At 72.5% G+C, this 18,639-nt stretch carries 20 protein-coding genes; 13 read left to right on the forward strand and 7 right to left on the reverse strand.

Annotated elements, in window-relative coordinates:
• Window positions 1-2: 2 nt before the first annotated feature.
• Both pyrE and purB read right to left on the reverse strand, forming a co-directional pair.
• The gene (gene pyrE, locus HCU62_RS00825; RefSeq protein ID WP_163298242.1) at window positions 3-569 is read right to left on the reverse strand and encodes an orotate phosphoribosyltransferase; all 567 of its coding nucleotides are present in this window, start codon (window positions 567-569) and stop codon (window positions 3-5) included.
• 3 nt (window positions 570-572) lie between these two features.
• A complete protein-coding gene (gene purB, locus HCU62_RS00830; RefSeq protein ID WP_163298241.1) occupies window positions 573-1,871 on the reverse strand; it encodes an adenylosuccinate lyase in 1,299 nt (432 codons plus the stop codon).
• A gap of 320 nt (window positions 1,872-2,191) precedes the next feature.
• On the opposite strand from purB, the gene HCU62_RS00835 reads away from it, so the two are divergent.
• The 13 genes from HCU62_RS00835 (at window position 2,192) to HCU62_RS00895 (ending at window position 14,443) form a co-directional block, all read left to right on the forward strand.
• Window positions 2,192-2,371: a hypothetical protein gene (locus HCU62_RS00835; RefSeq protein WP_163298240.1), complete on the forward strand. Its 180-nt coding sequence runs from the start codon at window positions 2,192-2,194 to the stop codon at window positions 2,369-2,371.
• 491 nt (window positions 2,372-2,862) lie between these two features.
• Window positions 2,863-3,627: a septal ring lytic transglycosylase RlpA family protein gene (locus HCU62_RS00840; RefSeq protein ID WP_309474776.1), complete on the forward strand. Its 765-nt coding sequence runs from the start codon at window positions 2,863-2,865 to the stop codon at window positions 3,625-3,627.
• 504 nt (window positions 3,628-4,131) lie between these two features.
• A complete protein-coding gene (gene gspG, locus HCU62_RS00845; RefSeq protein WP_163298252.1) occupies window positions 4,132-4,569 on the forward strand; it encodes a type II secretion system major pseudopilin GspG in 438 nt (145 codons plus the stop codon).
• Window positions 4,566-6,191 carry a GspE/PulE family protein gene (locus HCU62_RS00850; RefSeq protein ID WP_163298239.1) on the forward strand — a complete coding sequence of 542 codons (1,626 nt, stop codon included), beginning with the start codon at window positions 4,566-4,568 and terminating at the stop codon, window positions 6,189-6,191. Before gspG ends, HCU62_RS00850 begins: the two co-directional genes overlap by 4 nt.
• 74 nt (window positions 6,192-6,265) lie before the next feature.
• Window positions 6,266-7,471: a type II secretion system F family protein gene (locus HCU62_RS00855; RefSeq protein ID WP_163298238.1), complete on the forward strand. Its 1,206-nt coding sequence runs from the start codon at window positions 6,266-6,268 to the stop codon at window positions 7,469-7,471.
• Entirely contained in the window at window positions 7,458-7,910 is a 453-nt protein-coding gene (locus tag HCU62_RS00860) for a prepilin-type N-terminal cleavage/methylation domain-containing protein (protein WP_169755347.1), read from the forward strand. Before HCU62_RS00855 ends, HCU62_RS00860 begins: the two co-directional genes overlap by 14 nt.
• Complete coding sequence (locus HCU62_RS00865; RefSeq protein ID WP_169755348.1) at window positions 7,907-8,341, forward strand: prepilin-type N-terminal cleavage/methylation domain-containing protein; 435 nt, start codon at window positions 7,907-7,909, stop codon at window positions 8,339-8,341. Before HCU62_RS00860 ends, HCU62_RS00865 begins: the two co-directional genes overlap by 4 nt.
• Complete coding sequence (locus tag HCU62_RS00870) at window positions 8,338-9,018, forward strand: PulJ/GspJ family protein (protein WP_169755349.1); 681 nt, start codon at window positions 8,338-8,340, stop codon at window positions 9,016-9,018. Before HCU62_RS00865 ends, HCU62_RS00870 begins: the two co-directional genes overlap by 4 nt.
• Entirely contained in the window at window positions 9,015-9,842 is an 828-nt protein-coding gene (locus HCU62_RS00875) for a type II secretion system minor pseudopilin (protein WP_163299873.1), read from the forward strand. Before HCU62_RS00870 ends, HCU62_RS00875 begins: the two co-directional genes overlap by 4 nt.
• A gap of 3 nt (window positions 9,843-9,845) precedes the next feature.
• Window positions 9,846-11,213: a PilN domain-containing protein gene (locus HCU62_RS00880; protein WP_163299871.1), complete on the forward strand. Its 1,368-nt coding sequence runs from the start codon at window positions 9,846-9,848 to the stop codon at window positions 11,211-11,213.
• Window positions 11,203-11,757, forward strand: a complete 555-nt coding sequence (locus HCU62_RS00885) for a GspMb/PilO family protein (protein WP_169755350.1) — start codon at window positions 11,203-11,205, stop codon at window positions 11,755-11,757. The genes HCU62_RS00880 and HCU62_RS00885 overlap by 11 nt, the downstream gene beginning before the upstream one ends.
• 53 nt (window positions 11,758-11,810) lie before the next feature.
• Window positions 11,811-13,892, forward strand: coding sequence for a type II secretion system secretin GspD (gene gspD, locus HCU62_RS00890; RefSeq protein ID WP_163298710.1), 2,082 nt, complete (start codon window positions 11,811-11,813; stop codon window positions 13,890-13,892).
• Window positions 13,889-14,443, forward strand: a complete 555-nt coding sequence (locus tag HCU62_RS00895; RefSeq protein WP_163298711.1) for a hypothetical protein — start codon at window positions 13,889-13,891, stop codon at window positions 14,441-14,443. Before gspD ends, HCU62_RS00895 begins: the two co-directional genes overlap by 4 nt.
• An 80-nt stretch (window positions 14,444-14,523) precedes the next feature.
• On the opposite strand, the gene HCU62_RS12425 is transcribed toward HCU62_RS00895, so the two are convergent.
• From HCU62_RS12425 to murA, 5 genes are all read right to left on the reverse strand, one after another.
• Complete coding sequence (locus HCU62_RS12425) at window positions 14,524-14,637, reverse strand: dual CXXC motif small (seleno)protein (RefSeq protein WP_309474800.1); 114 nt, start codon at window positions 14,635-14,637, stop codon at window positions 14,524-14,526.
• Window positions 14,638-14,726: 89 nt separating this feature from the next.
• Window positions 14,727-15,686 (reverse strand): ACP S-malonyltransferase, encoded by a 960-nt coding sequence (fabD, locus tag HCU62_RS00900; RefSeq protein ID WP_309474801.1) that lies wholly within the window; start codon window positions 15,684-15,686, stop codon window positions 14,727-14,729.
• A complete protein-coding gene (locus HCU62_RS00905) occupies window positions 15,683-16,123 on the reverse strand; it encodes a glycine cleavage system protein H (protein WP_163298712.1) in 441 nt (146 codons plus the stop codon). The genes fabD and HCU62_RS00905 overlap by 4 nt, the downstream gene beginning before the upstream one ends.
• A 138-nt stretch (window positions 16,124-16,261) precedes the next feature.
• Entirely contained in the window at window positions 16,262-17,293 is a 1,032-nt protein-coding gene (gene moaA / locus HCU62_RS00910; protein WP_246325164.1) for a GTP 3',8-cyclase MoaA, read from the reverse strand.
• A gap of 37 nt (window positions 17,294-17,330) precedes the next feature.
• On the reverse strand, window positions 17,331-18,617 hold the full coding sequence (murA, locus tag HCU62_RS00915) for a UDP-N-acetylglucosamine 1-carboxyvinyltransferase (protein ID WP_163298714.1): 1,287 nt from the start codon (window positions 18,615-18,617) through the stop codon (window positions 17,331-17,333).
• Window positions 18,618-18,639 lie beyond the last annotated feature (22 nt).

Raw genomic sequence — 18,639 nt, forward strand, 5'->3', positions numbered from 1 at the left:
CCTCAGGCCCGCCTGAGGTCCTCCAGGGTGAAGAGGGCCTCCAGCCGGTGGCCGGCCGCCGCCAGGGCCTCGGCGCCGCCCTCGCCCCTGTCCACCACGGTGAGCACCCGGGCCACCCGGTAGCCTTCGGCCTCGGTGCGTCGGACGGCCTCGAGGAGGGTCCCCCCGGTGGTGACCACGTCTTCCAGGAGCGCCACCGGGCTGCCCTCGGGGATGTTGCCCTTCCCCTCGATCCAGGAACCCGTGCCGTGTCCCTTGGGACGCTTGCGGATGATGAAGGCCGGCAGGGGGCGGCCCTCGAGGTGGCTCACCACCGCCACCGCCGTCACCAGGGGGTCGGCCCCCAGGGTGACGCCGCCCACGGCGGCCACCTCGGCCCCGCCGCCGGCCAGGCGCTCGAAGAGGAGCCGCCCGCAGAGATAGGCCCCCTCGGCCGAGAGGGTGGTCTGCTTGCCGTCGATGTAGTAGGGGCTCGTCCGCCCCGAGGTGAGGCGGAAGGTGCCCTCCCGGTAGGAGAGGCGGCGGAGGAGGCGGCGGAGGCGTTCCCTGGGGTCGGCGGCGTCGGGCATGGCTCAGGTGTCGGCGAAGACCCGGCCGAAGATGGTGTCCACGTGTTTCAGGTGATAGCCGAGGTCGAAGATGGCCTCGATCTCGGCGGGCGAGAGGTGGGCGGCGAGATCCGGGTCGGCGAGGAGCAGCTCTTTGAATTCGCCCTTGCCCTCCCAGACCTCCATGGCCCGGCCCTGGACGATCCGGTAGGCCTCCTCGCGGCTGACCCCCTTCTGCGTGAGGGCGAGCAGGACCTGCTGCGAGAAGATGAGCCCCTTCAGGAGGTGCAGGTTCCGGTGCATCCGCTCGGGATAGACCACCAGGCGGTCGAGGAGGCCCGTCAGCCGCGCGAGCATGAAGTCGGCGGTCACCAGGGCGTCCGGGCAGCTGAAACGTTCCACGGAAGAGTGGCTGATGTCCCGCTCGTGCCAGAGGGCCACGTTCTCGAGGGCCGGCACCACGAAGGACCGGACCACCCGGGCGAGCCCCGTGAGATTCTCGGAGAGGATGGGATTGCGCTTGTGGGGCATGGCCGAGGAGCCCTTCTGTCCCTTTCGGAAGGGTTCCTCCGCCTCCAGCACCTCGGTGCGCTGGAGGTGGCGGATCTCCACGGCGATCTTCTCCACGGAGCTTGCCAGGAGGGCGAGGGCGCAGAACATCTCGGCGTAGCGGTCGCGCTGGATCACCTGGTTGGAGGCCGGGGCGGGCTTGAGGCCCAGGCGCCGGCAGACGTAGGCCTCGACCCTGGGGTCCACGTGGGCGAAGGTGCCCACGGCGCCGGAGATCTTCCCGTAGGCCACGGTTTCGCGGGCGGCCTCCAGCCGGCGCCGGTTCCGCCGCATCTCGTCGTACCAGATGGCCAGCTTGAGCCCGAAGGTGACGGGCTCGGCGTGGATCCCGTGGGACCGGCCGATCATGACCGTGTCCTTGTGTTCCAAGGCCCGCCGGCGGAGGACCTCGAGGAGGGCGTCCATGTCCTCAAGGAGGATGTCCATGGATTGACACAGGCGCACCGCCATGGCGGTGTCGAGCATGTCGGAGGAGGTGAGCCCCCAGTGGAGGTAACGGGCGGAGGGGCCGACATGCTCCGCCACGTTGGTGAGGAAGGCGATGACGTCGTGGCGGGTCTCTTCCTCGATCTCGGCGATCCGGGCCACGTCGAAGCGGCCCTTCTCCCGGATGTCGCGGGCGGCCTCGGGGGGCACCACGCCGATCTCCGCCCACCCCTCGGCGGCCAGAGTCTCCACCTCGAGCCAGGTGCGGTACTTGTTCTCCTCGGTCCAGATGGCCGCCATGCGGGGGCGGCTGTAGCGTTCGATCATGGCGTCTTCCCGGTGGCGGCGGGGCGGTTGCCCGGACTGCCGGAGTCTCTGGAACCCGGCCGCGGCCGGGTGCCGGGCCGGCGGCGCGGCGGCTCGGGGACCGCTGCGGGCCCGGATGCCCGGCACTATAGCAAAGGGCCGGGGACGGAACAAGGCGGCGGCCTCCCCGGCCGGGCTCAGGAATTCCGGGCCGGTTGCCGATAAGAAGAATGAAGTCATAACGAGTCTAGAGTGGGGTGCCGCCGCCCACGGCCCTTGCGGCGTCATCGAGAACGGATCTTGCAAGGATGCAGACCGAGTGTCACGGCAGGGAGGCTGACATGAAACGATCCTACTGTCACCACGGCGCACGCGACATCCTGGCCCATTACCTCTCCCCGTTGCACCTCTTCTCGCCGGTCATCCGGTGTGCCTGCCGGACACGATTCGCTCCGGTCCGCTGGATCCTCTGCGGCGTGGTCAGCGGCTACGACCGCATCTACAAGAGTTTCATGGTGTGATGGCCTCGCGAAAGGTCTCCTGAGCGGCTGGCTGGGCAAAGATCGCCGGATGCAAGGCGCGAGGATGTCGAGGAAGGAGGCGTACGCTACGGTACGCCGCAATGAGACAGCATCCGAAGCCCGCGGCTTTTTGCGACGCCATCATGGGGTGGCGGCATAACGGTTGTGGGCGTGGTCCGTGCTTCGCTGCGATGACGTCGCGACGTGCCGGCTGCCTGGGAGGCGCCGCCCGCCCCCCGGCGTTCTGGACGTGGTGTTTCGTTCCTCGAGGTCTTCGTGGTTCGTTCTTTTCCGGCGTCGCCGCCCGGCGGGCCGGTTGCCCTGATGGCCACAGGCTGGAGCGGTCACCGGGGAATCGCCGGGGCAGGTGCCCCAATTTTCAGGGTCCCCGGTGGGCGCCCGGTTCAAATCCCACAGCCCGGATGCTATCCTGAGGCATGTCGTCGCTTATCCGTATGGCCCGGCAGGTGGTTTTTTTCTTTGCGGCGACCGTGCTCGCCGCCGGCCCGGCCGGATGCGGCTACACCCGGCCGGGCGCCGGGGCGGCCGTGGAGGTCTTGCCGGGTGGCGACACCGGGACCCAGCGCCCCTACCGCGCCTTCGGCAAGGTCTACCGGCCCCTGGCCTCGGCCCGGGGCTACCGCGCCGAGGGGGTGGCCTCGTGGTACGGGCCGGACTTCCACGGCCGCCGGACCGCCAACGGTGAGACCTACGACATGCACGCCCTTACCGCCGCCCACCGGACACTTCCCATGGGTACCCGGGTCCGGGTGGTGAACCTCGACAACGGGCGCTCGGTGGTGGTCCGGATCAACGACCGGGGGCCCTTCGTCCGCGGCCGCATCATCGACCTGAGCTACGCGGCCGCCCGGAAGCTCGGCATGATCGGCCCCGGCACCGCCCGGGTGCGCATCGAGGCCCTGGCGCCCGCCGGGCCCGCCCCCGGCCGGGGAGGGGTGACCACGGCCGGGGGCGGGCCGAAGGCGCCGCCGGTTTCCACTCCCTCCCCGGCCGCCGGCCCGGGCCGGGTCTTCTACGTCCAGGTCGCCACCTTCCAGGACCGGGCAAAGGCCCGGAAACTCCAGGCGGAGCTGGCCGCCACCTTCCGGGGGGTCGAGGTGGTGGCCCTCCGGCGGGACGGGGCTACCTTCTACCGGGTCCAGGTCTTGGCGGCCACCACCCTGGAGGGGGCGAAGCAGTTCGAGTCACAGCTGGCCCGGATGGGCTACGAGGCCGCCTTCGTGGTCCGGCGGTGAACCCGGCCGGCGCGGCGTCCGCGCTTGACAGCCGGCCCGGCGGGGCGTAGTCTAACGTATTGAATTTTCAAAGATTGATGACTTCACAAAAAGGTCGCGCGCCATGGTGCCGCTTCGGATGTTCTCATCATCGCGGCGCGCCTAACTGCGCCTCATTCCTCGACATTCTCGCGCCTTGCATGTGGCGGTTTCTGCTGGCCCATCCACTGAGAGGATTTTTGTGAGGCCGTCCCAAACAACTTGAGCCTATCGACGAGTTGCCGGCGCCGCAGATGGCCCGTCAGGGGGCGCCCCGAAGGGCGGCGGGGCGAACCCGCCCATGATCTCAAGTCCCAGGCGACTTGGCCCAATGCATCTCAGGGCCGCCACGGATCCAGGAGGATGAGTGACATGGCTGCGACCCTCCATACCAACGCCCGGACCACCCCGAAAGTGCGTGCCGAGATCCCTCCGGCGCCGCCGGAGACCGGCCGTGCCCGGCGCCGGGCGGGCCTTGGAGGCGGCATGCGCCGGCGCGCGCGGCATCCCTCTTTCCGGGCGCGGGCGGGGTTCACCTTCCTCGAGGTGATCGTGGTGGTGATCATCATCGGGCTCCTCGCCTCGCTGGTGGCCCCGAAGTTCTTCAAGCGGATCGGCCAGAGCCGGGTCAAGACGGCCCGGGCCCAGGTGGAGCTCTTCGGCGCCGCCCTCGATTCCTTCCGGCTCGACGTCGGGCGCTATCCCACCACCGAGGAGGGGCTCGAGGCCCTGCGCACCAACCCCGGCGGGCTCAAGGCCTGGGCCGGTCCCTACCTCCCCAAGGCGGTCCCCGCCGACCCCTGGGGGCACCCCTACGTCTACCAGAGCCCGGGGGAGCACGGCGACTACGATCTCCTCAGCCTCGGCCGCGACGGGGCGCCCGGGGGCGAGGGGGAAGACGCCGACATCGTGAGCTGGGAATGAGGCCGTTTCTCGGCGCGTTCAAGAAGGCGGCGGCCCCCCGGCCCCGGGCCGGGGCCGGGGCCCCGCCGCCTCCCGCCGGGCCGGGCCCGGGCGAGGCCGCGGCCGCCGATCTCTTTCCGCGGGTGACGGCGGCCGACTTCCCCGAAAAGCCGCCCCTGGTCAACGGCCTGCCGCCGCGTCTCATGCGCCGGTGGCAGGTGGTGCCCCTCGAGGTGAGCGAGGCCGAGGTCCGCGTGGCCATGGCCCGGCCCGGGGACCTCTACCTCCGGGAGATCCTGGCCGCCGTCTACGGGCGGCGGGTTCGCCCTCTCCGCGCCGAGCCCGACGACGTCCTGGCCGCGGTCTATCGCTGGTACGAGGCCGAGGTGGACCTCGAGGGGGGCGGGGCCGAGGACGAGGCCGCCACCGACGACGCGCTCTGGGACGACCCGGAACAGCTCCGGGACCTGGCCACCGAGGCCCCGGTGATCCGCCTGGTGAATCACTTCATCGGCCAGGCCCTCGAGGCCGCGGCCTCGGACATCCACTTCGAGCCCTACCGGGACCACATGAAGGTCCGGTTCCGGATCGACGGGGTCTTGAACGACGTGGAGACCGTGGCCAAGAAGCTCCAGCCCGCCATCACCTCGCGCCTCAAGCTCATGGCCAAGATGAACATCGCGGAGATGCGCCTGCCGCAGGACGGGCGCATCAAGGTGCGCGAGGGCCGGCGGGAGGTGGACATCCGGGTCTCCACGCTCCCGACCCTCTTCGGCGAGAGCATCGTGCTCCGGCTCCTCAACCGCGAGGAAGTGCGCTTGGACCTCGAGACCCTCGGGCTCCCGGGGGACGTCCGGGCTTCCTTCGAGCGGGCCATCCTCCGGCCCCACGGCCTGGTGCTGGTCACCGGCCCCACCGGCAGCGGCAAGACCACCACCCTCTACGCGGTGATCCACCGGATCAACCAGCCGGAGAAGAAGATCGTCACCGTGGAGGACCCGGTGGAATACCAACTCGACGGCGTCAACCAGATCCAGGTCCGGCCCCGGATCGGGCTCACCTTCGCCTCGGCGCTCCGGACCATCCTCCGCCAGGACCCGGACGTGATCCTCGTGGGGGAGATCCGCGACGCAGAGACCGCGGAGATCGCCGTCCAGTCGGCCCTCACCGGCCACCTCGTCTTCTCCACCCTGCACACCAACGACGCGGCCAGCGCCGTGACCCGCCTCCAGGAGATGGGAGTGGAGCCCTACCTCCTGTCGTCGTCCCTGCTCGGCGTCCTGGCCCAGCGGCTCGTCCGTCGCGTCTGCCCCCGGTGCGGGGCACGGGAGCCGCTGGCGCCGGAACTGCGCGCGGAGATGGCCGAGGCCGTGGGTGCCGCCGGGGCGGAGATCCCGGGGGAGGTCGTCCGGGGGCGCGGGTGCCCGGAGTGCGCCCAGACGGGTTACCGGGGGCGGATGGGCATCTTCGAGTGGCTCGAGGTGGGCGACGGCGTCCGCCGACTCATCCTCCAGGAGGCCGACAGCGGGCGGATCGCCGAGGCGGCCCGGGCCGAGGGGATGCGTTCCCTCCGCCAGGACGGCCTCCGCAAGGTCCTGGCCGGGGAGACCACCCCCGAAGAGGTGATGCGGGTCACCCAGTGACGAGGGGGGCCGCCGCCGAGGTGCCGCCATGAAGCACACGCCATCCCTCCGCGGGCGGGAGTGAGCGTTCCGCCGTGCCGACCTTCTCCTACGAGGCCATCGACGGGCAGGGCCGCCGCGTCCAGGGGACCGCCGTGGCCGCCGATCGGGGCGCCGCGGCGGCGGAACTGGCGGAGCGGGGCCTCCAGCCCATCCGGCTCCGGCGCCTGCCCGCCGTCCTCGGGGTCCGGCGCCCGGCCCGGCCCGCTCTCTCCGCCGAGGAACTCTTCCGCATGACCAAGGAGCTGGCGGATCTCCTCGCGGCCGGCGTTCCCCTGGAGCGGGCCCTGGGCATCCTGGCCGAGGCCGCCGAGCGGCCGGCCACGGCGAACCTCCTGCGGGACGTCCGGGAGCGGGTCCAGGCCGGGCGGGGGTTCTCCGAGGCCTTGGCCGCGCACCCCGAGACCTTCTCCCCTCTCTACGTGAGCATGGTCCGGGTGGGCGAGACGGGCGGGGTGCTCCCTGAGGTGCTTTCCCGCCTGCACGGATTCCTGGCCCGGTCCCGGCAGGTGCGCCAGTTCGTCCTGGTCTCCTCCATCTACCCCGCCATCCTGCTCGCCGTGGGCCTGATCTCCGTGGTCGTCCTCGTGGTGGTGATCGTGCCCCGCTTCGCAGATATCTTCAGCGACCTCGGCCAGCCCGTGCCGACCGCCACGGCCGTGGTCTTCGGGGTGAGCCGCTTCCTTCGGGCCTGGGGCTGGCTGATCGTCCTGGGCGCGGCGGCGGCCGGCGCCGGGGCGTGGGCCTGGTTCCGGACGCCGGAGGGGCGGGCCTGGGCCGGCCGGGCGGTGCTCCGGGTTCCGGTGGCCGCGGGGGTGGTCCAGCGGATCGAGTTCGGCCGGTTCGCCCGGACCCTGGGGACGCTCCTCGACAGCGGCGTCCCCATCCTGAAGGGTATCTCCCTGGCCGGCGAGGTCCTCGCCAACCCCGTCTTCCGAGAGGCGGCGGCCGCCCTCTACAAGGGGGTCCGCCAGGGCAAGAGCCCGAGCCAGGTGATGCGGGCCACCGGGGTCTTTCCCCCTGTCATGGTGCACCTTGCGGCCATCGGGGAAGAGACGGGGGAACTCGGGGCCATGCTCCTCAGGATCGCCGACGACATGGACGAGAAGGCCCAGCAGGAGATCCGTGTGACCATGGCCGTGGCCGGGCCGGCGGCCATCGTCCTCATCGGCCTCCTGGTGGGCGCGGTGGTGGTGGCCATGCTGCTGGCCGTCTTCGGGATCAACGATGTGGCCTTCTGACCGCTCCGGGGGCTTCACCCTCCTGGAGATCCTCCTGGTGATGGTGCTGATAGGGGTCTCCGCCGGGCTGGTCTTCGTCGCCGTGGGTGGGGGCGCCTTCCAGTCGGAGCGCCGGCGCCTCCTCGAGGACTTCACCGGCGCCCTCCGGGATGCCCGCACCCGGGGCCTCCTCTCGGGCCGGCCGGTCTTCTTCGTCATCGACGGAGAGGGCCGGACCTACGGGGCCGGCCGCCGCCGGCCCTTCCCGGCCGAGGTCCAGGTGGAGGGAGATGGCGTGGTGGAGGCCGGAGGCGGGGTCTACGGGATCCTCTTCTACCCGGACGGGAGCAGCAGCGGGGGGCGGCTGGATCTCCGCTGGGCCGGGGGGAAGGTGGACCGGGTGGCGGTGGACCCGCTCCTGGGGCTCGTCACCCTCCGGGCGGCGGAGGAGGGGCCGTGAGCGGTCGTCCCGCACCGGCCGGGGCGGGGTTCACCCTGCTCGAGGTCCTGGTGGCCACGGCGGTCACGGGGATCGCCCTGGGTGTGCTCCTCTCCGGATTCGCCATGGGGCACCGGCAGGCGCTTCGCGGGGACCGGGCCCGGGTGGCGGCGGAGCTGGCCGAGGGCCTCTTCCAGGCCGCCCTGGAGGGGGCGGAGGGGCTCGATGCGGGCCCCGCCGAGGTGCCCGGGTGGCCCGGCTGGCGCTACGGCCTCGATCGGCGGGCGGCGGAGGTGGCGGTCCGGCCGGCGGGGGCGGAAGGGGCAGCGGCCCCGGAGGAGGCCACGGAGGTGGCGGGCCTCGAGCGACTCACCCTCACCTTGTATCCCCCCGGCGGGGCGCCGCCCTTCGTCCTGGAGGCCCTGGCGCCGGCCCCGGAGGCGTCGCCGTGAGCGGGGGCCCCCGGCCCGCCGGGGCGGGGTTCACCCTGCTCGAGGTGGTGATCGCCGTGACGCTCCTGGCCCTCCTCGTCTCGGTGCTCGCCATGGCCGTCCGGACGGGGGTCTCGGCCTGGTCCCGGGTCCGGGCGGGCGGCGAGGCGGCCCGGGCCCGCCAGGCGGTGGAGAACCTCTTCGGGCGTCAGCTCCGGGGGGCGGTCCGCCCCGGGGTGCCGGCGCTGGCCGCCTTCCGGGATTTCCGCGGGCGCGGGGACGAATGCGCCTTCGTGACCACGGCCGTCCCGGCCGGGCCCGGGGGTGGGGGGCTCGCCAGGGCCGTCTACCGCTACGTGCCGGAACGCAAGGTCCTGGTGGTGGGGCTGCACCCGGTGACCCGTGCCGAGGACCTCCAGGCGGAGCTCCCGGCGGACGCCGACGCCGCCGATCCCGCAGACCTGGCCCGCGAGGGGTGGATCGTGGGGCGGGTCGCCGGGGTGGCGGGGTTCCGGTTCCGGTACCTCGAGCCGGGGGGCGGCTCGCGGTTCGACCCCTGGGCCTGGTCCCGGGATTGGGACCGGCGCCGCCGGCTCCCCGCCGCCGTGGGCCTGGGCTGGGGAGAGGCGGCATCCGACGACCCGGGCGCGTGGACCATCCTTTGGCCCATCGTCCCGGCGGCGGGGGATACCCCATGAGGCGGGACGGCGGGACGGCGCTGATCCTGGTCCTCTGGGTGTTGGCCCTTCTCACCACCCTGGGCGGCCTCTTCGCCCTGGAGACCCGGATCCGGCGGAACCTCGGCCAGGCGGCCTGGGATGGGCTCCGGGCCCGGGCGGCGGCCCATTCCATCCTGAATCTGGTGCTCGCCGCGCGGCGCGCGGGCGGCGAGGCGGCGATGCCCGCCGACGGGCTCCCCCGCGCGGTGGTCCTCGGGGGCCGGGAGGTGACATTCACCCTCGAGGACGAGCGGGGCAAGGTGGACCTCAACCAAGCCCCGGAGGCCCTCATCCGGGCCGTTGTGGAAGGGCTCTTCGGCATGGAGGGGCGCGAGCGGGCGGCGGCGGTCGCCGACGGGATCCTCGACTGGCGCGACGCGGACGATCTCCCGCGCCTCGACGGGGCCGAGGCGCCGAACTACGAGGCGCGGGTGCCGCCCATCCGGCCGGCGGACGGCCCCTTCCATCTCGTGGAGGAGTTGCTCCTGGTCCACGGCGTGACGCGGACCGCCTTCGAGGGGACGTCGCTTGCGGGGCGTGCCGGAGAGGCGCCACCCGCCATTGGGTTGCGCCGGGTCTTTACCGTATATAATGGCACGGACCGGGTGGATACGCGGTTCGCGCCGGCGCCGCTCCGGGAGCTGGTGCCCGGGACCATGGCGGGGGAGATCACCGGGGCCGGGGTACTCCGGCTCCAGGTGGCGTGGGGCGGCCGCCGGGTCGAGATCTACTTCCGGCCGAGGGCCGGGGGCGGTGCGGAGACCCTCCAGTGGACGGAGGGTGGCTGGCCGGGAGGCGGATGAGGCATGAGAGGCGAGCGCGAGATCCTCGGCATCCACCTGGGGCGAGAGCTCGAGGTCGTGCGGCTCCGGGGGCGGGGCCGGAGCTGGCGGCCGGCCCTGGGGCCGGCCGCCCGGCCGGAGGACGGCCGGCCCGCCCTGGAGCAGCTCCGGCGGCTGCTCGAGGGCCTGGCGCCGGCCCGGCGCCGCCGGATCGTCGTGACGCTGCCCCGGCCCGCCCTCTTCCTCCGGGAGATCCGGTTCCCGGACCTCGAGCCCGGCGAGGCCCTCTCGGCCGTGCGGCTGGGGATCGGGCTCCATGCCCACCTCGAGCCGGAGGCCCTGGTGCACGACGAGGTGGTGCTGCCCGGGGAGGGGGCGACGCGGGTGCTTCTGGCCTACGCCCCCCGCCACCTGGTGGACCCGGTCCTCCGGGTCCTCGGGCAGACCGGGCACGCCCGCTCCCTCCACGCCCTCGCCCCGGCGACCCTCGGGGTGGATGCCGTGCTCCGGCGGGCCGAAGGGGTTGCCTTCCCGTGCCTGGGGCTCCACCGGGAGGGCGCGGCCTGGATCCTCTCGCTTCACGGGCGCGAGGGGTGGGAGGGCTCCCACCCCCTAGACGTGCCGGAGGGGGCCTCGCCCTGGCCGGGGCTCGCGGAGGTCCGGCCCTTGTTGCCGACGGCCTTCCAGGCCGCCACGGTTCCGGTCTTTCTCGGCCCCGGGGCGGGCGAGGTCTCGGGCGAGGCCCCGCCCGGGGCGCGCCACGTGCCGTCGGTCGCCTGGACGGCCCTCGGCGGGGAAGGGGCCTCCCCGTCCTGGGCCCTCGGGGCGGCGGCCCTGGCCCGCGATCCCTTCCCGGCGATCTCCCTCCACGGCGGGCCGCGCCGGCCGCCCCTGCGCCTCCGGCTCCGGCTTCGCCCCCGGCAGGCGGCCGCGGTGGGCGGCGCCCTGGCGCTGGGCCTGGCCACCCTCGGCCTCGGCCTCCAGGTGGAACGCCTGGCCGCCCGGGTGGCGGCCAAGGAGGCCGAGGTGGCCGCCGCGGAGGCCCGGATCGCCCCGCTGCGGAAGACGCACCAGGAGGCGGAGTCGCTCCGGGCCACCGCCGAGGCGCTGGCCGCCTTCCGCGCCGGCGGGATCCCCGCCCTGGAGACGCTGAAGGTGCTCGCCGAGGCCACGCCCCCGGAGACCTGGATCAAGAGCCTCCACATGAAGGAGGACCGGATCCGGTTGACCGCGGAGGGCGGCTCCGCGGTGGACGTCATGGGATTGTGGCGGGCGGCGGGCCGCTTCTCCGAGGTCCGGCTCGTCTCCCCGGTGACGAAGGATCGGCGGCAGCGGGAGCGGTTCTCGGTGGAACTGGTCCTGGCGGCCCCGGGGGGGCGGGATGGCGGCTGAGGCGACGCGTTCGGCCGGCTCCAGCCGGGTGATCCGGTACGGGGCCGTGGTGATCGGGCTGATCCTGTGGTATGCCCTGGTCTGGGATCCGCTGTGGGGAAAGATGGGCGAGCTGGAGACGGCCGACCTGGCGGCCGAGACGAAGATCGCCCGGCTCCAGCGGGAAGAGCGGCTCTACCGCAAGGACGCCGCCCGGGTGGAGGTGCTCCGGCGGCGGGTGGAGGGCCTTCGGCGGGGGGCGGTGGCCGGGGGCGATCCCCAGGTGGTGGCCTCCAATTTGCAAAACCTCCTCCTCAAGATGGCCTCCGAGATGGGGCTCGAGGTGGTGACCTACCGGACGGGTCCCGTCCGGAAGTGGCGGGACGAGCGCCTGGCGGTGACCACCTTCACCTTCAAGACCCAGACCTACGGCCTGGTCCGGTTCTTGAAGCGGCTCGAGGACGACGGCCGCCTGGTGCGGCTCGAGACCTTGAACGTTGCGAAGGTCCAGGGGCGCAGCCCCCACCTCCGGGTGACCCTGGAAGTGGCGGCCCTGTGCCTGTAGGCCCGCGGGACCGGACGGGACGACTGGGCGCGAAACGAGACGAGGGGACGGCGATGACGAGACTCGGAAAGATCCTCGCGGCCGCGGGCCTTCTTCTGGCCCTCGCGGCCCCGGCCGCTGCACCGGCGGCGGAGGGCGCCCGCCCCGCCACCGGAGCGGCGGCCGCCGCGCCGGAGCCCGAGCGGCCCGCCTCGCCCTTCGAGGGGGCCGCGCCCGGGGAGCGGCGCCCGGTGGACATCGCCCTCGACAACATGGACCTGGCCCCGGTCCTCGACCACCTCCTCGGCGGCGTCCTCGGCCTCAACTATGTGGTGGACCCCGCCATCAAGGGGACGCTGTCGGTCTCGATAAAGGGGGATTTCACCCGTTCCGAACTCCTGGACGTCCTGGACTCCATCCTCCAGATGCACGGGCTCGCCTTGGCGCCGGGGGCAAAGGGCCTCTACAAGGTGGTCCGCAAGGCGGACGCCGCCCGGGCCGGGTCCGCGGTGGCCCTGGGCGCGGCGGGCGCCCGACCGGGGAACGTGATCCGGGTCTTCCGGCTCCGCTATCTCTCGGCGGGCCAGGCGGCGGCCAACCTCAAGAACTTCGTCTCCGCCGGGGCCGTCGTCGCCGCCGTTCCGTCGGTGAACGCCCTCATCGTGGCCGACACCCGGGAAAACGCCGGAAAGGTCGCCCAGATCCTCGAACTCATGGACGAGGACCTCTTCCAGGGCGTCTACTGGCGACTCTTCATCCCCGAGCATGCCGACGTGGAGGATCTCGCCCACGACCTCGAGCAGATCTTCAAGGCCAACGGCGTGGTCCTTCGGCCCGGGGTGGACCAGGCCGGGGTCCAGGTGCTGCCCATGAAGAGCATCAACGCCATCCTCGTGCTCACGAGGTGGCAGAGCGTCCTCGGGGCCGTGGGCCGCTGGATCCGGGAGCTCGACCAGGGGCAGGGCGCCAAGGGGACCCGGGTCTACGTCTACTTCGTCCAGAACGGGAAGGCCAAGGAGATCGGCGACCTCCTGAAGCAGCTCTACGGCACGGAGGAGGCCTCCCGGGAGCCGCGGAAGAAGACCCTGGTCAAGGGGACGAAGGCCGGGCAGCCGAAGCCGGAGGCCCCCGGGACCACCGGGGAGCTCTCCGGCGACGTGGACATCATCCCCGACGAGGTGAACAACGCCCTCCTCATTCGCGCCCGCCCCCGCGACTACGCCCTCCTCGAGGACGTCCTCCGGAAGATCGACGTCCTGCCGCGCCAGGTGCTCATCGATGTCCTCATCGTGGACGTCTCCCTCAGCGACGACATCGAGTACGGGGTGGAGTGGTTCATCAAGGACAAGGGCATCCGGATCGACGGCACCCGGTACCCGGCCAACATCGCCCTCACCACCGGCAACCCCACCAACGTGAACCTCGCCCGGAACACCGCCCTGGGGACGGGGGTCTCCGGGTTCGCCTACAGCCTCTACGACTCGGTGGGGGGGCTGAGGGCCCTCCTGACCCTACTGGCCGAGAAGACCGACGTGAACATCCTCTCCGCGCCGAACATCCTCGCCGTGGACAACCAGGAATCCTCCATCGAGGTGGGGGACGAGGTGCCGGTGCTCACCTCCACCACCACCACCGACGGCGGCACCGTGACCCAGTCCGTCCAGTACCGGAACGCCGGGATCATCCTCAAGGTGAAGCCCTCCATCAACGAGAACGGCCTGGTCCGCATGGAGGTGACCCAGGAGGTGAGCTCCGTCACGGACGTCACCACGGGCGGCATCAACTCGCCCCAGTTCCGCACTCGCAAGGCCAGCACCTACCTCGTCGCCCACGACGGCCAGCCCATCGTCATCGGCGGCCTCATGCAGACCCAGAAGACCCGGACCACCGTGGGCATCCCCATCCTGAAGGACATCCCCTTGCTGGGCTACCTCTTCGGGCGAAAGGGCTACGTCACCGAGAAGACGGAGCTCCTCATCGCCATCACGCCCCACGTGATCCGCAGCCGCGAGGAGGCCGACAGTCTCACGCGGGAGTTCGCCCGCCGCGTCCGGTCCTTGAAACGGCTCCTTCAGCGGAAGGACGGCCGGCCGTCCCTGCTGCCCCTGGACGACGCGCCCCGGCCGGGTAAGGGCGAGGGCGGGGAACGGAAGTGAACCGGGGGACCCTCTTGGCCGCCTTCTTCGCGGCGGTGGTCCTGGCGGCGGCAGCCGGGGCCGCGGCCGCCCCGCCGCCGCTAGGGCCCTACGCGGTGATCGTGACCCGCGATCCCTTCGACCCGGAACGGGGAAAGGGGGCGCTGGCACCGGGGGCCGCGGAGTTGTCGGGCACGGAGCTCGCCTCTCGCTACCGCGTGGAGGGGACGGTGATCGCGGGCGCCCGGCGCCAGGCCTTCCTCCGCGACACCCAGGGCGGGGACCTCGCCAAGGTCCGGGTGGTGGCCGTGGGGGACGTGCTGGAGGGCTACCGGGTGACGGCCATCACGGCGAAGACCGTGGAGCTCGTGGGCCCCGAGGGGCGGATGGTCCTCCGGGTCTTCGCCCGGGGCCGGGGCGAAGGCGGCGCCCGGCGGCCGGTGGGGATCGCCACGCCGAGGCCCGCGCCGCCGTCGCCGGGGGGCACCGTCAAAAAAGGCAGAGTGCCGCCTCCACCCACCGCTCCGGGGACCCGCCGCCGGGCACCCATCTACCGCCCGCCCGGCCGCTGACGCGGATTTGCCCTCGAACGTCCGCATCGGGGCCGAAGGCCCCCTTCGCGCCGCCGCGGGGGCGTGTCGGCCCCCGCACGCTAGAGGCGGTCGCACCGGACGCCGGCCAGGCGCCGCTCGATGGCTTCGTCCAGCTCGTCGGCGTACTCGGCGAGGGAGAAGCTTCGGCCGCAGGCCCTGCACCGCAGGACCACCGACCTTCAGCGGATACAGAGTTCCAGCGGCTGGCCGCAGCCCCGGCATGCCAGGGCGGCGGCCGCCTCGGCCATGTGCCGGTAGGGGATCATGCCGGGCCTCCTTCTCCCTGGCCCAGGGCGCGGCGGATCTCGGCGAGGCCGTCGGGGTCTTCCGCCTGGAGCACCCGGACGGCTTCGCCGGGGAGGGACTTCCGGACGAGATTCGACAGGACCTGCTTCGGCCCCACCTCGAGGAACGTGTCGATGCCGTCGGCCCGCATTCGGACCACGGTCTCGTACCAGCGGACCGGGGAGACCATCTGGGCCTTGGCGTGGCGGCGGATGGCCTCCGGGTCTTGCTCCGGTTCGGCGGTGACGTTGAGGTAGACGGGGACCTCCGGGGCCCGGAATTCCACCTGGTCCAGGAGGGCCGCAAAGGCCCCGGCGGCCTCCGCCATGAGGGGGCTGTGAAAGGCGCCGGAGACCTTGAGGGGGATGGCCCGCGCCCCGGCGGCCTTGACCGCCTCGCAGAGCTGCTTCACCAGGGGGGCCTCGCCGGTGGCCACGATCTGCTCGGGCGAGTTGTGATTGGCCAGGGTGAGGGCCCCTTCCCGGGCGATGGGGGCCATGAGGGCCTCGAGGGCACTCCGGTCCATGCCGAGCACCGCCGCCATGGCGCCCGGGTGCCGGGTGCCGGCCTCTTCCATGAGCCGGCCCCGGTGGTGGACGAGCCGGAACGTGTCCTCGGTGGAGAGCACCCCGGCGGCCCACAGGGCGGGGTACTCCCCGAGGCTGTGCCCGGCGGCCGCGGCGGGGACGAGGCCCGAGGCCCGGGCGGCGGCGGCGGCGGCCATCTCCACGGCGGTGAGGGCCGGCTGGAGGTGAGCGGTCCGGGTGAGTTCCTCCATGGGGCCCTCGAAACACAGCCGGGCCAGGGGCAGTCCGGTCACCGCCTCTCCGGTCTCGAAGATCCGCCGGGCCTCGTCCAATGCCTCGGCGAAGGCCCGCCCCATGCCCACCACCTGGGAACCCTGGCCGGGGAAGACGTAGGCGATCCTGGCCTTCACTCGTCGAACTCCTCCTCGTCTTCCACCTCGTCGTCTTCTTCCTCGGCCATCCGGACCTCCTCCAGGTACTCGGCGTATTCCTCGGGGGAGAGGAGATCGTCCAGCTCCTCGGGGTTGGACGGTTCCAGCCGGACCAGCCACCCGTCCTCGTAGGGGTCGGTGTTGACCAGGGAGGGGTGGTTCAGCACCGCTTCGTTGACCGCCAGGAGGCGGCCGGAGAGCGGCGCCACGAGGTCTTCGAGGCCGCTTTCGCCCTCGATGGTGGCGAAGACCTCGTCCCGGATCAGCTCGTCGGTGCCCTCCGCCAGCTCGAAGGCCTCGATCTCCCCGAGCCGTTGCTGGCCGAACTCGGTGAGACCGACCACGGCCGTGCCGTCGTCCTCAGGCCGGGTCCACATGTGTCCCTCGGTGTAGAACAGGTCTTCGAGTATCAGCATGGCCGGGACTCCTTCGGGGAAGCTTCCCTCTCCTGGATCGGCCCAATGGCCCGTGGACTCAAAAGCCGGGGCCCGGACCCTTACTAACGGGAAAAGGCCGGGTCCGCAACCGCTTTTGGGCGGCGGGGGAGAGACCTCTCAGCCGCCGATGGCCGACATGGCCCGGCGGCAGGAGGGGGCCTGCCCGGGATCGGCCTGTTCGGCGTAGCCGGAGGGCTTGCGGAGGACGGCCTCGCGGAAGAAATCGGCCAGCGCCGCGTCGGAGTCCATCCCGCGGAGGGCCTCCCGGACGTCGATCTCCTCGTCGGAGAAGAGACAGAGCCGGAGGCGGCCGTCGGCGGTGATCCGGACGCGGTTGCAGTCGGCGCAGAAGTGACGGCTCATGGCGCTGATGAAGCCGATCTCCCCGGGGGCCCCGGGGGCGCGGAACACCGCCGCCGGGCCCGCGTCCCGCCCCCGGGGGACCGGGGCGAGGGGCCCGGTGAGCCGTTCCACCTCGCGCCGGATCTCTTCCCCGGAAAGGAGCTGGTCCGGGCTCCAGCCCGTGTCCTGGCCCACGGGCATGAACTCGATGAAGCGGACCTGGACCGGGAGTTCCAGGCTGAGGGCGGCCAGGTCGCGGATCTCGTCGTCGTTGGTGCCCCGGATGACCACGGCGTTCACCTTGACCGGGTGGTAGCCGGCCCGGACGGCCGCCCGGATGCCCCGGACGACCCGGCGGTGGGCGTCGCGGCCCGTAAGCGCCTGGAAGCGCTCGGGCCTCAGGGTGTCGAGGCTGATGTTGATGTGCCGGAGGCCGGCCTCGTAGAGGGGTGCGGCCTTGTCCTCGAGGAGGACGGCGTTGGTGGTGAGGCTGACGCGCTCGATGTCCGGGATGGACCGCAGGCCCTGGACCAGTTCCACCACGTCGCTCCGGACGAGGGGTTCCCCGCCCGTGAGCCGCACCTTGCGGATCCCGAGGCGGCCGAGCACCCGGCACATCCGGAGGATCTCCTCCCGGCGGAGGATGGCCTCGTGGGGGAGCCACTTGAAGGTGCCCCGAACGTTGCAGTAGCGGCAGCGGAGGTTGCACCGGTCGGTGATGGAGAGCCGGAGGTAGGTGATGCGGCGGCCGTGGGCGTCGGCGAGGGGCGTCGTCGGAGACATGGCGGGTGGTTCGGTCGGGTTCATCTCTGCGTGTGCGGCGCCCCTGGGTCCGGGGGCGTTCTCATTCCTTCTCCCGCCAGATCCGGGCCCCCACGGCGGCGAGCTTTTCCTCCATGCGCCAATAGCCGCGGTCGAGGTGGTAGATCCGCGAGACCGTGGTCCGCCCCCGGGCGGCCAGCCCGGCAAGCACCAGGGAGGCGCTGGCCCGGAGGTCCGTTGCCATGACCGGAGCGCCGAGGAGTTCCTTGACGCCCCGAACGATGGCGCTTCGCCCCTCGATCCGGATGTCCGCCCCCAGGCGGTTGAGCTCGGCCACGTGCATGAACCGGTTCTCGAAGATGGTCTCGGTCAAGACGCTCATCCCGTCGGCGAGGCTCACCACGGCCATGAGCTGGGCCTGGAGGTCGGTGGGGAAGCCCGGGTAGGGCAGGGTCTTCATGTCCACGCCCCTCAGGCGCCCGCTCCGGCGGACACGGATGCAACGGCCGTCGACCTCGATTTGTAACCCCGTGGCCCTGAGCTTGGCAAGGGCCGCCGGGAGGTGGTCGGGACGGGCGTTTTCGATCTCCACCTCGCCGCCCGCCGTTCCCACGGCCATGATGTAGGTTCCGGCCTCGATCCGGTCCGGGATGATGGTCCACGTGACGGGGGAGAGGGCGGAGACGCCCTCGATGACCACCGTCTCGGTGCCGAGGCCGTGGATGCGGGCCCCCATGGCCTGGAGCATCTCGCCCAGGGAGACCACCTCGGGTTCCCGGGCGGCGTTCTTGATGACGGTGGTGCCGCGGGCGGTGGCCGCCGCCATCATGAGGTTTTCCGTGCCGGTGACCGAGGGGGTGTCGAGGTAGATCTGGGCGCCGTTGAGGCGGCTGGCCCGGGCCTCCACGTAGCCGGCCCGGAGCTGGAGCTTCGCCCCCATGAGTTCGAGGCCCCGGAGGTGGAAGTCGATGGGACGGGCGCCGATGGCGCAGCCGCCGGGGAGCGAGACGCGGGCCTTGCCGTCCCGTGCCAGGAGCGGCCCGAGGACCAGGACCGAGGCCCGCATGGTCTTGACGAGCTCGTAGGGGGCCTCGTGGCCGGTGAGCGTGGTGGCGTCGAGCACCAGGTCGGGGACCTCGAACTCGTCCCCGGCCCCGGGCGGGGCGGCCTCCCGCCGGCAGCGGACGCCGAGGTTTTCCAAAAGACGCGAGAAGGTCCGGATATCGCGGAGGTCGGGGACGTTTCGGAGGCGGAACTCCCCCCCGGCCAGCAGGGCGGCGGCCATTGCCGGAAGGGCGGCGTTCTTCGCGCCGCTGATGCGGATGCGGCCCTTGAGCGGGCGGCCTCCCTCTATGACGAGGCGGTCCATGGCGGTTCGGGGGCGGCCCCGG

Origin of the sequence: Dissulfurirhabdus thermomarina, assembly GCF_012979235.1 — a bacterium.
In the GTDB taxonomy this organism is placed as follows: Bacteria; Desulfobacterota; Dissulfuribacteria; order Dissulfuribacterales; family Dissulfurirhabdaceae; genus Dissulfurirhabdus; species Dissulfurirhabdus thermomarina.

What these genes read in the sequence shown, in the direction of transcription:
- pyrE (WP_163298242.1), bottom strand. Translation starts at nt 569, where the DNA reads ATGCCCGACGCCGCCGACCCCAGGGAACGCCTCCGCCGCCTCCTCCGC.
- HCU62_RS00905 (WP_163298712.1), bottom strand. Translation starts at nt 16,123, where the DNA reads ATGCTGATACTCGAAGACCTGTTCTACACCGAGGGACACATGTGGACC.
- moaA (WP_246325164.1), bottom strand. Translation starts at nt 17,293, where the DNA reads ATGAACCCGACCGAACCACCCGCCATGTCTCCGACGACGCCCCTCGCC.
- gspG (WP_163298252.1), top strand. Translation starts at nt 4,132, where the DNA reads ATGCGCCGGCGCGCGCGGCATCCCTCTTTCCGGGCGCGGGCGGGGTTC.
- HCU62_RS00860 (WP_169755347.1), top strand. Translation starts at nt 7,458, where the DNA reads ATGTGGCCTTCTGACCGCTCCGGGGGCTTCACCCTCCTGGAGATCCTC.
- HCU62_RS00835 (WP_163298240.1), top strand. Translation starts at nt 2,192, where the DNA reads ATGAAACGATCCTACTGTCACCACGGCGCACGCGACATCCTGGCCCAT.
- HCU62_RS00885 (WP_169755350.1), top strand. Translation starts at nt 11,203, where the DNA reads ATGGCGGCTGAGGCGACGCGTTCGGCCGGCTCCAGCCGGGTGATCCGG.
- gspD (WP_163298710.1), top strand. Translation starts at nt 11,811, where the DNA reads ATGACGAGACTCGGAAAGATCCTCGCGGCCGCGGGCCTTCTTCTGGCC.
- purB (WP_163298241.1), bottom strand. Translation starts at nt 1,871, where the DNA reads ATGATCGAACGCTACAGCCGCCCCCGCATGGCGGCCATCTGGACCGAG.
- HCU62_RS00880 (WP_163299871.1), top strand. Translation starts at nt 9,846, where the DNA reads ATGAGAGGCGAGCGCGAGATCCTCGGCATCCACCTGGGGCGAGAGCTC.
- HCU62_RS00850 (WP_163298239.1), top strand. Translation starts at nt 4,566, where the DNA reads ATGAGGCCGTTTCTCGGCGCGTTCAAGAAGGCGGCGGCCCCCCGGCCC.
- HCU62_RS00875 (WP_163299873.1), top strand. Translation starts at nt 9,015, where the DNA reads ATGAGGCGGGACGGCGGGACGGCGCTGATCCTGGTCCTCTGGGTGTTG.
- murA (WP_163298714.1), bottom strand. Translation starts at nt 18,617, where the DNA reads ATGGACCGCCTCGTCATAGAGGGAGGCCGCCCGCTCAAGGGCCGCATC.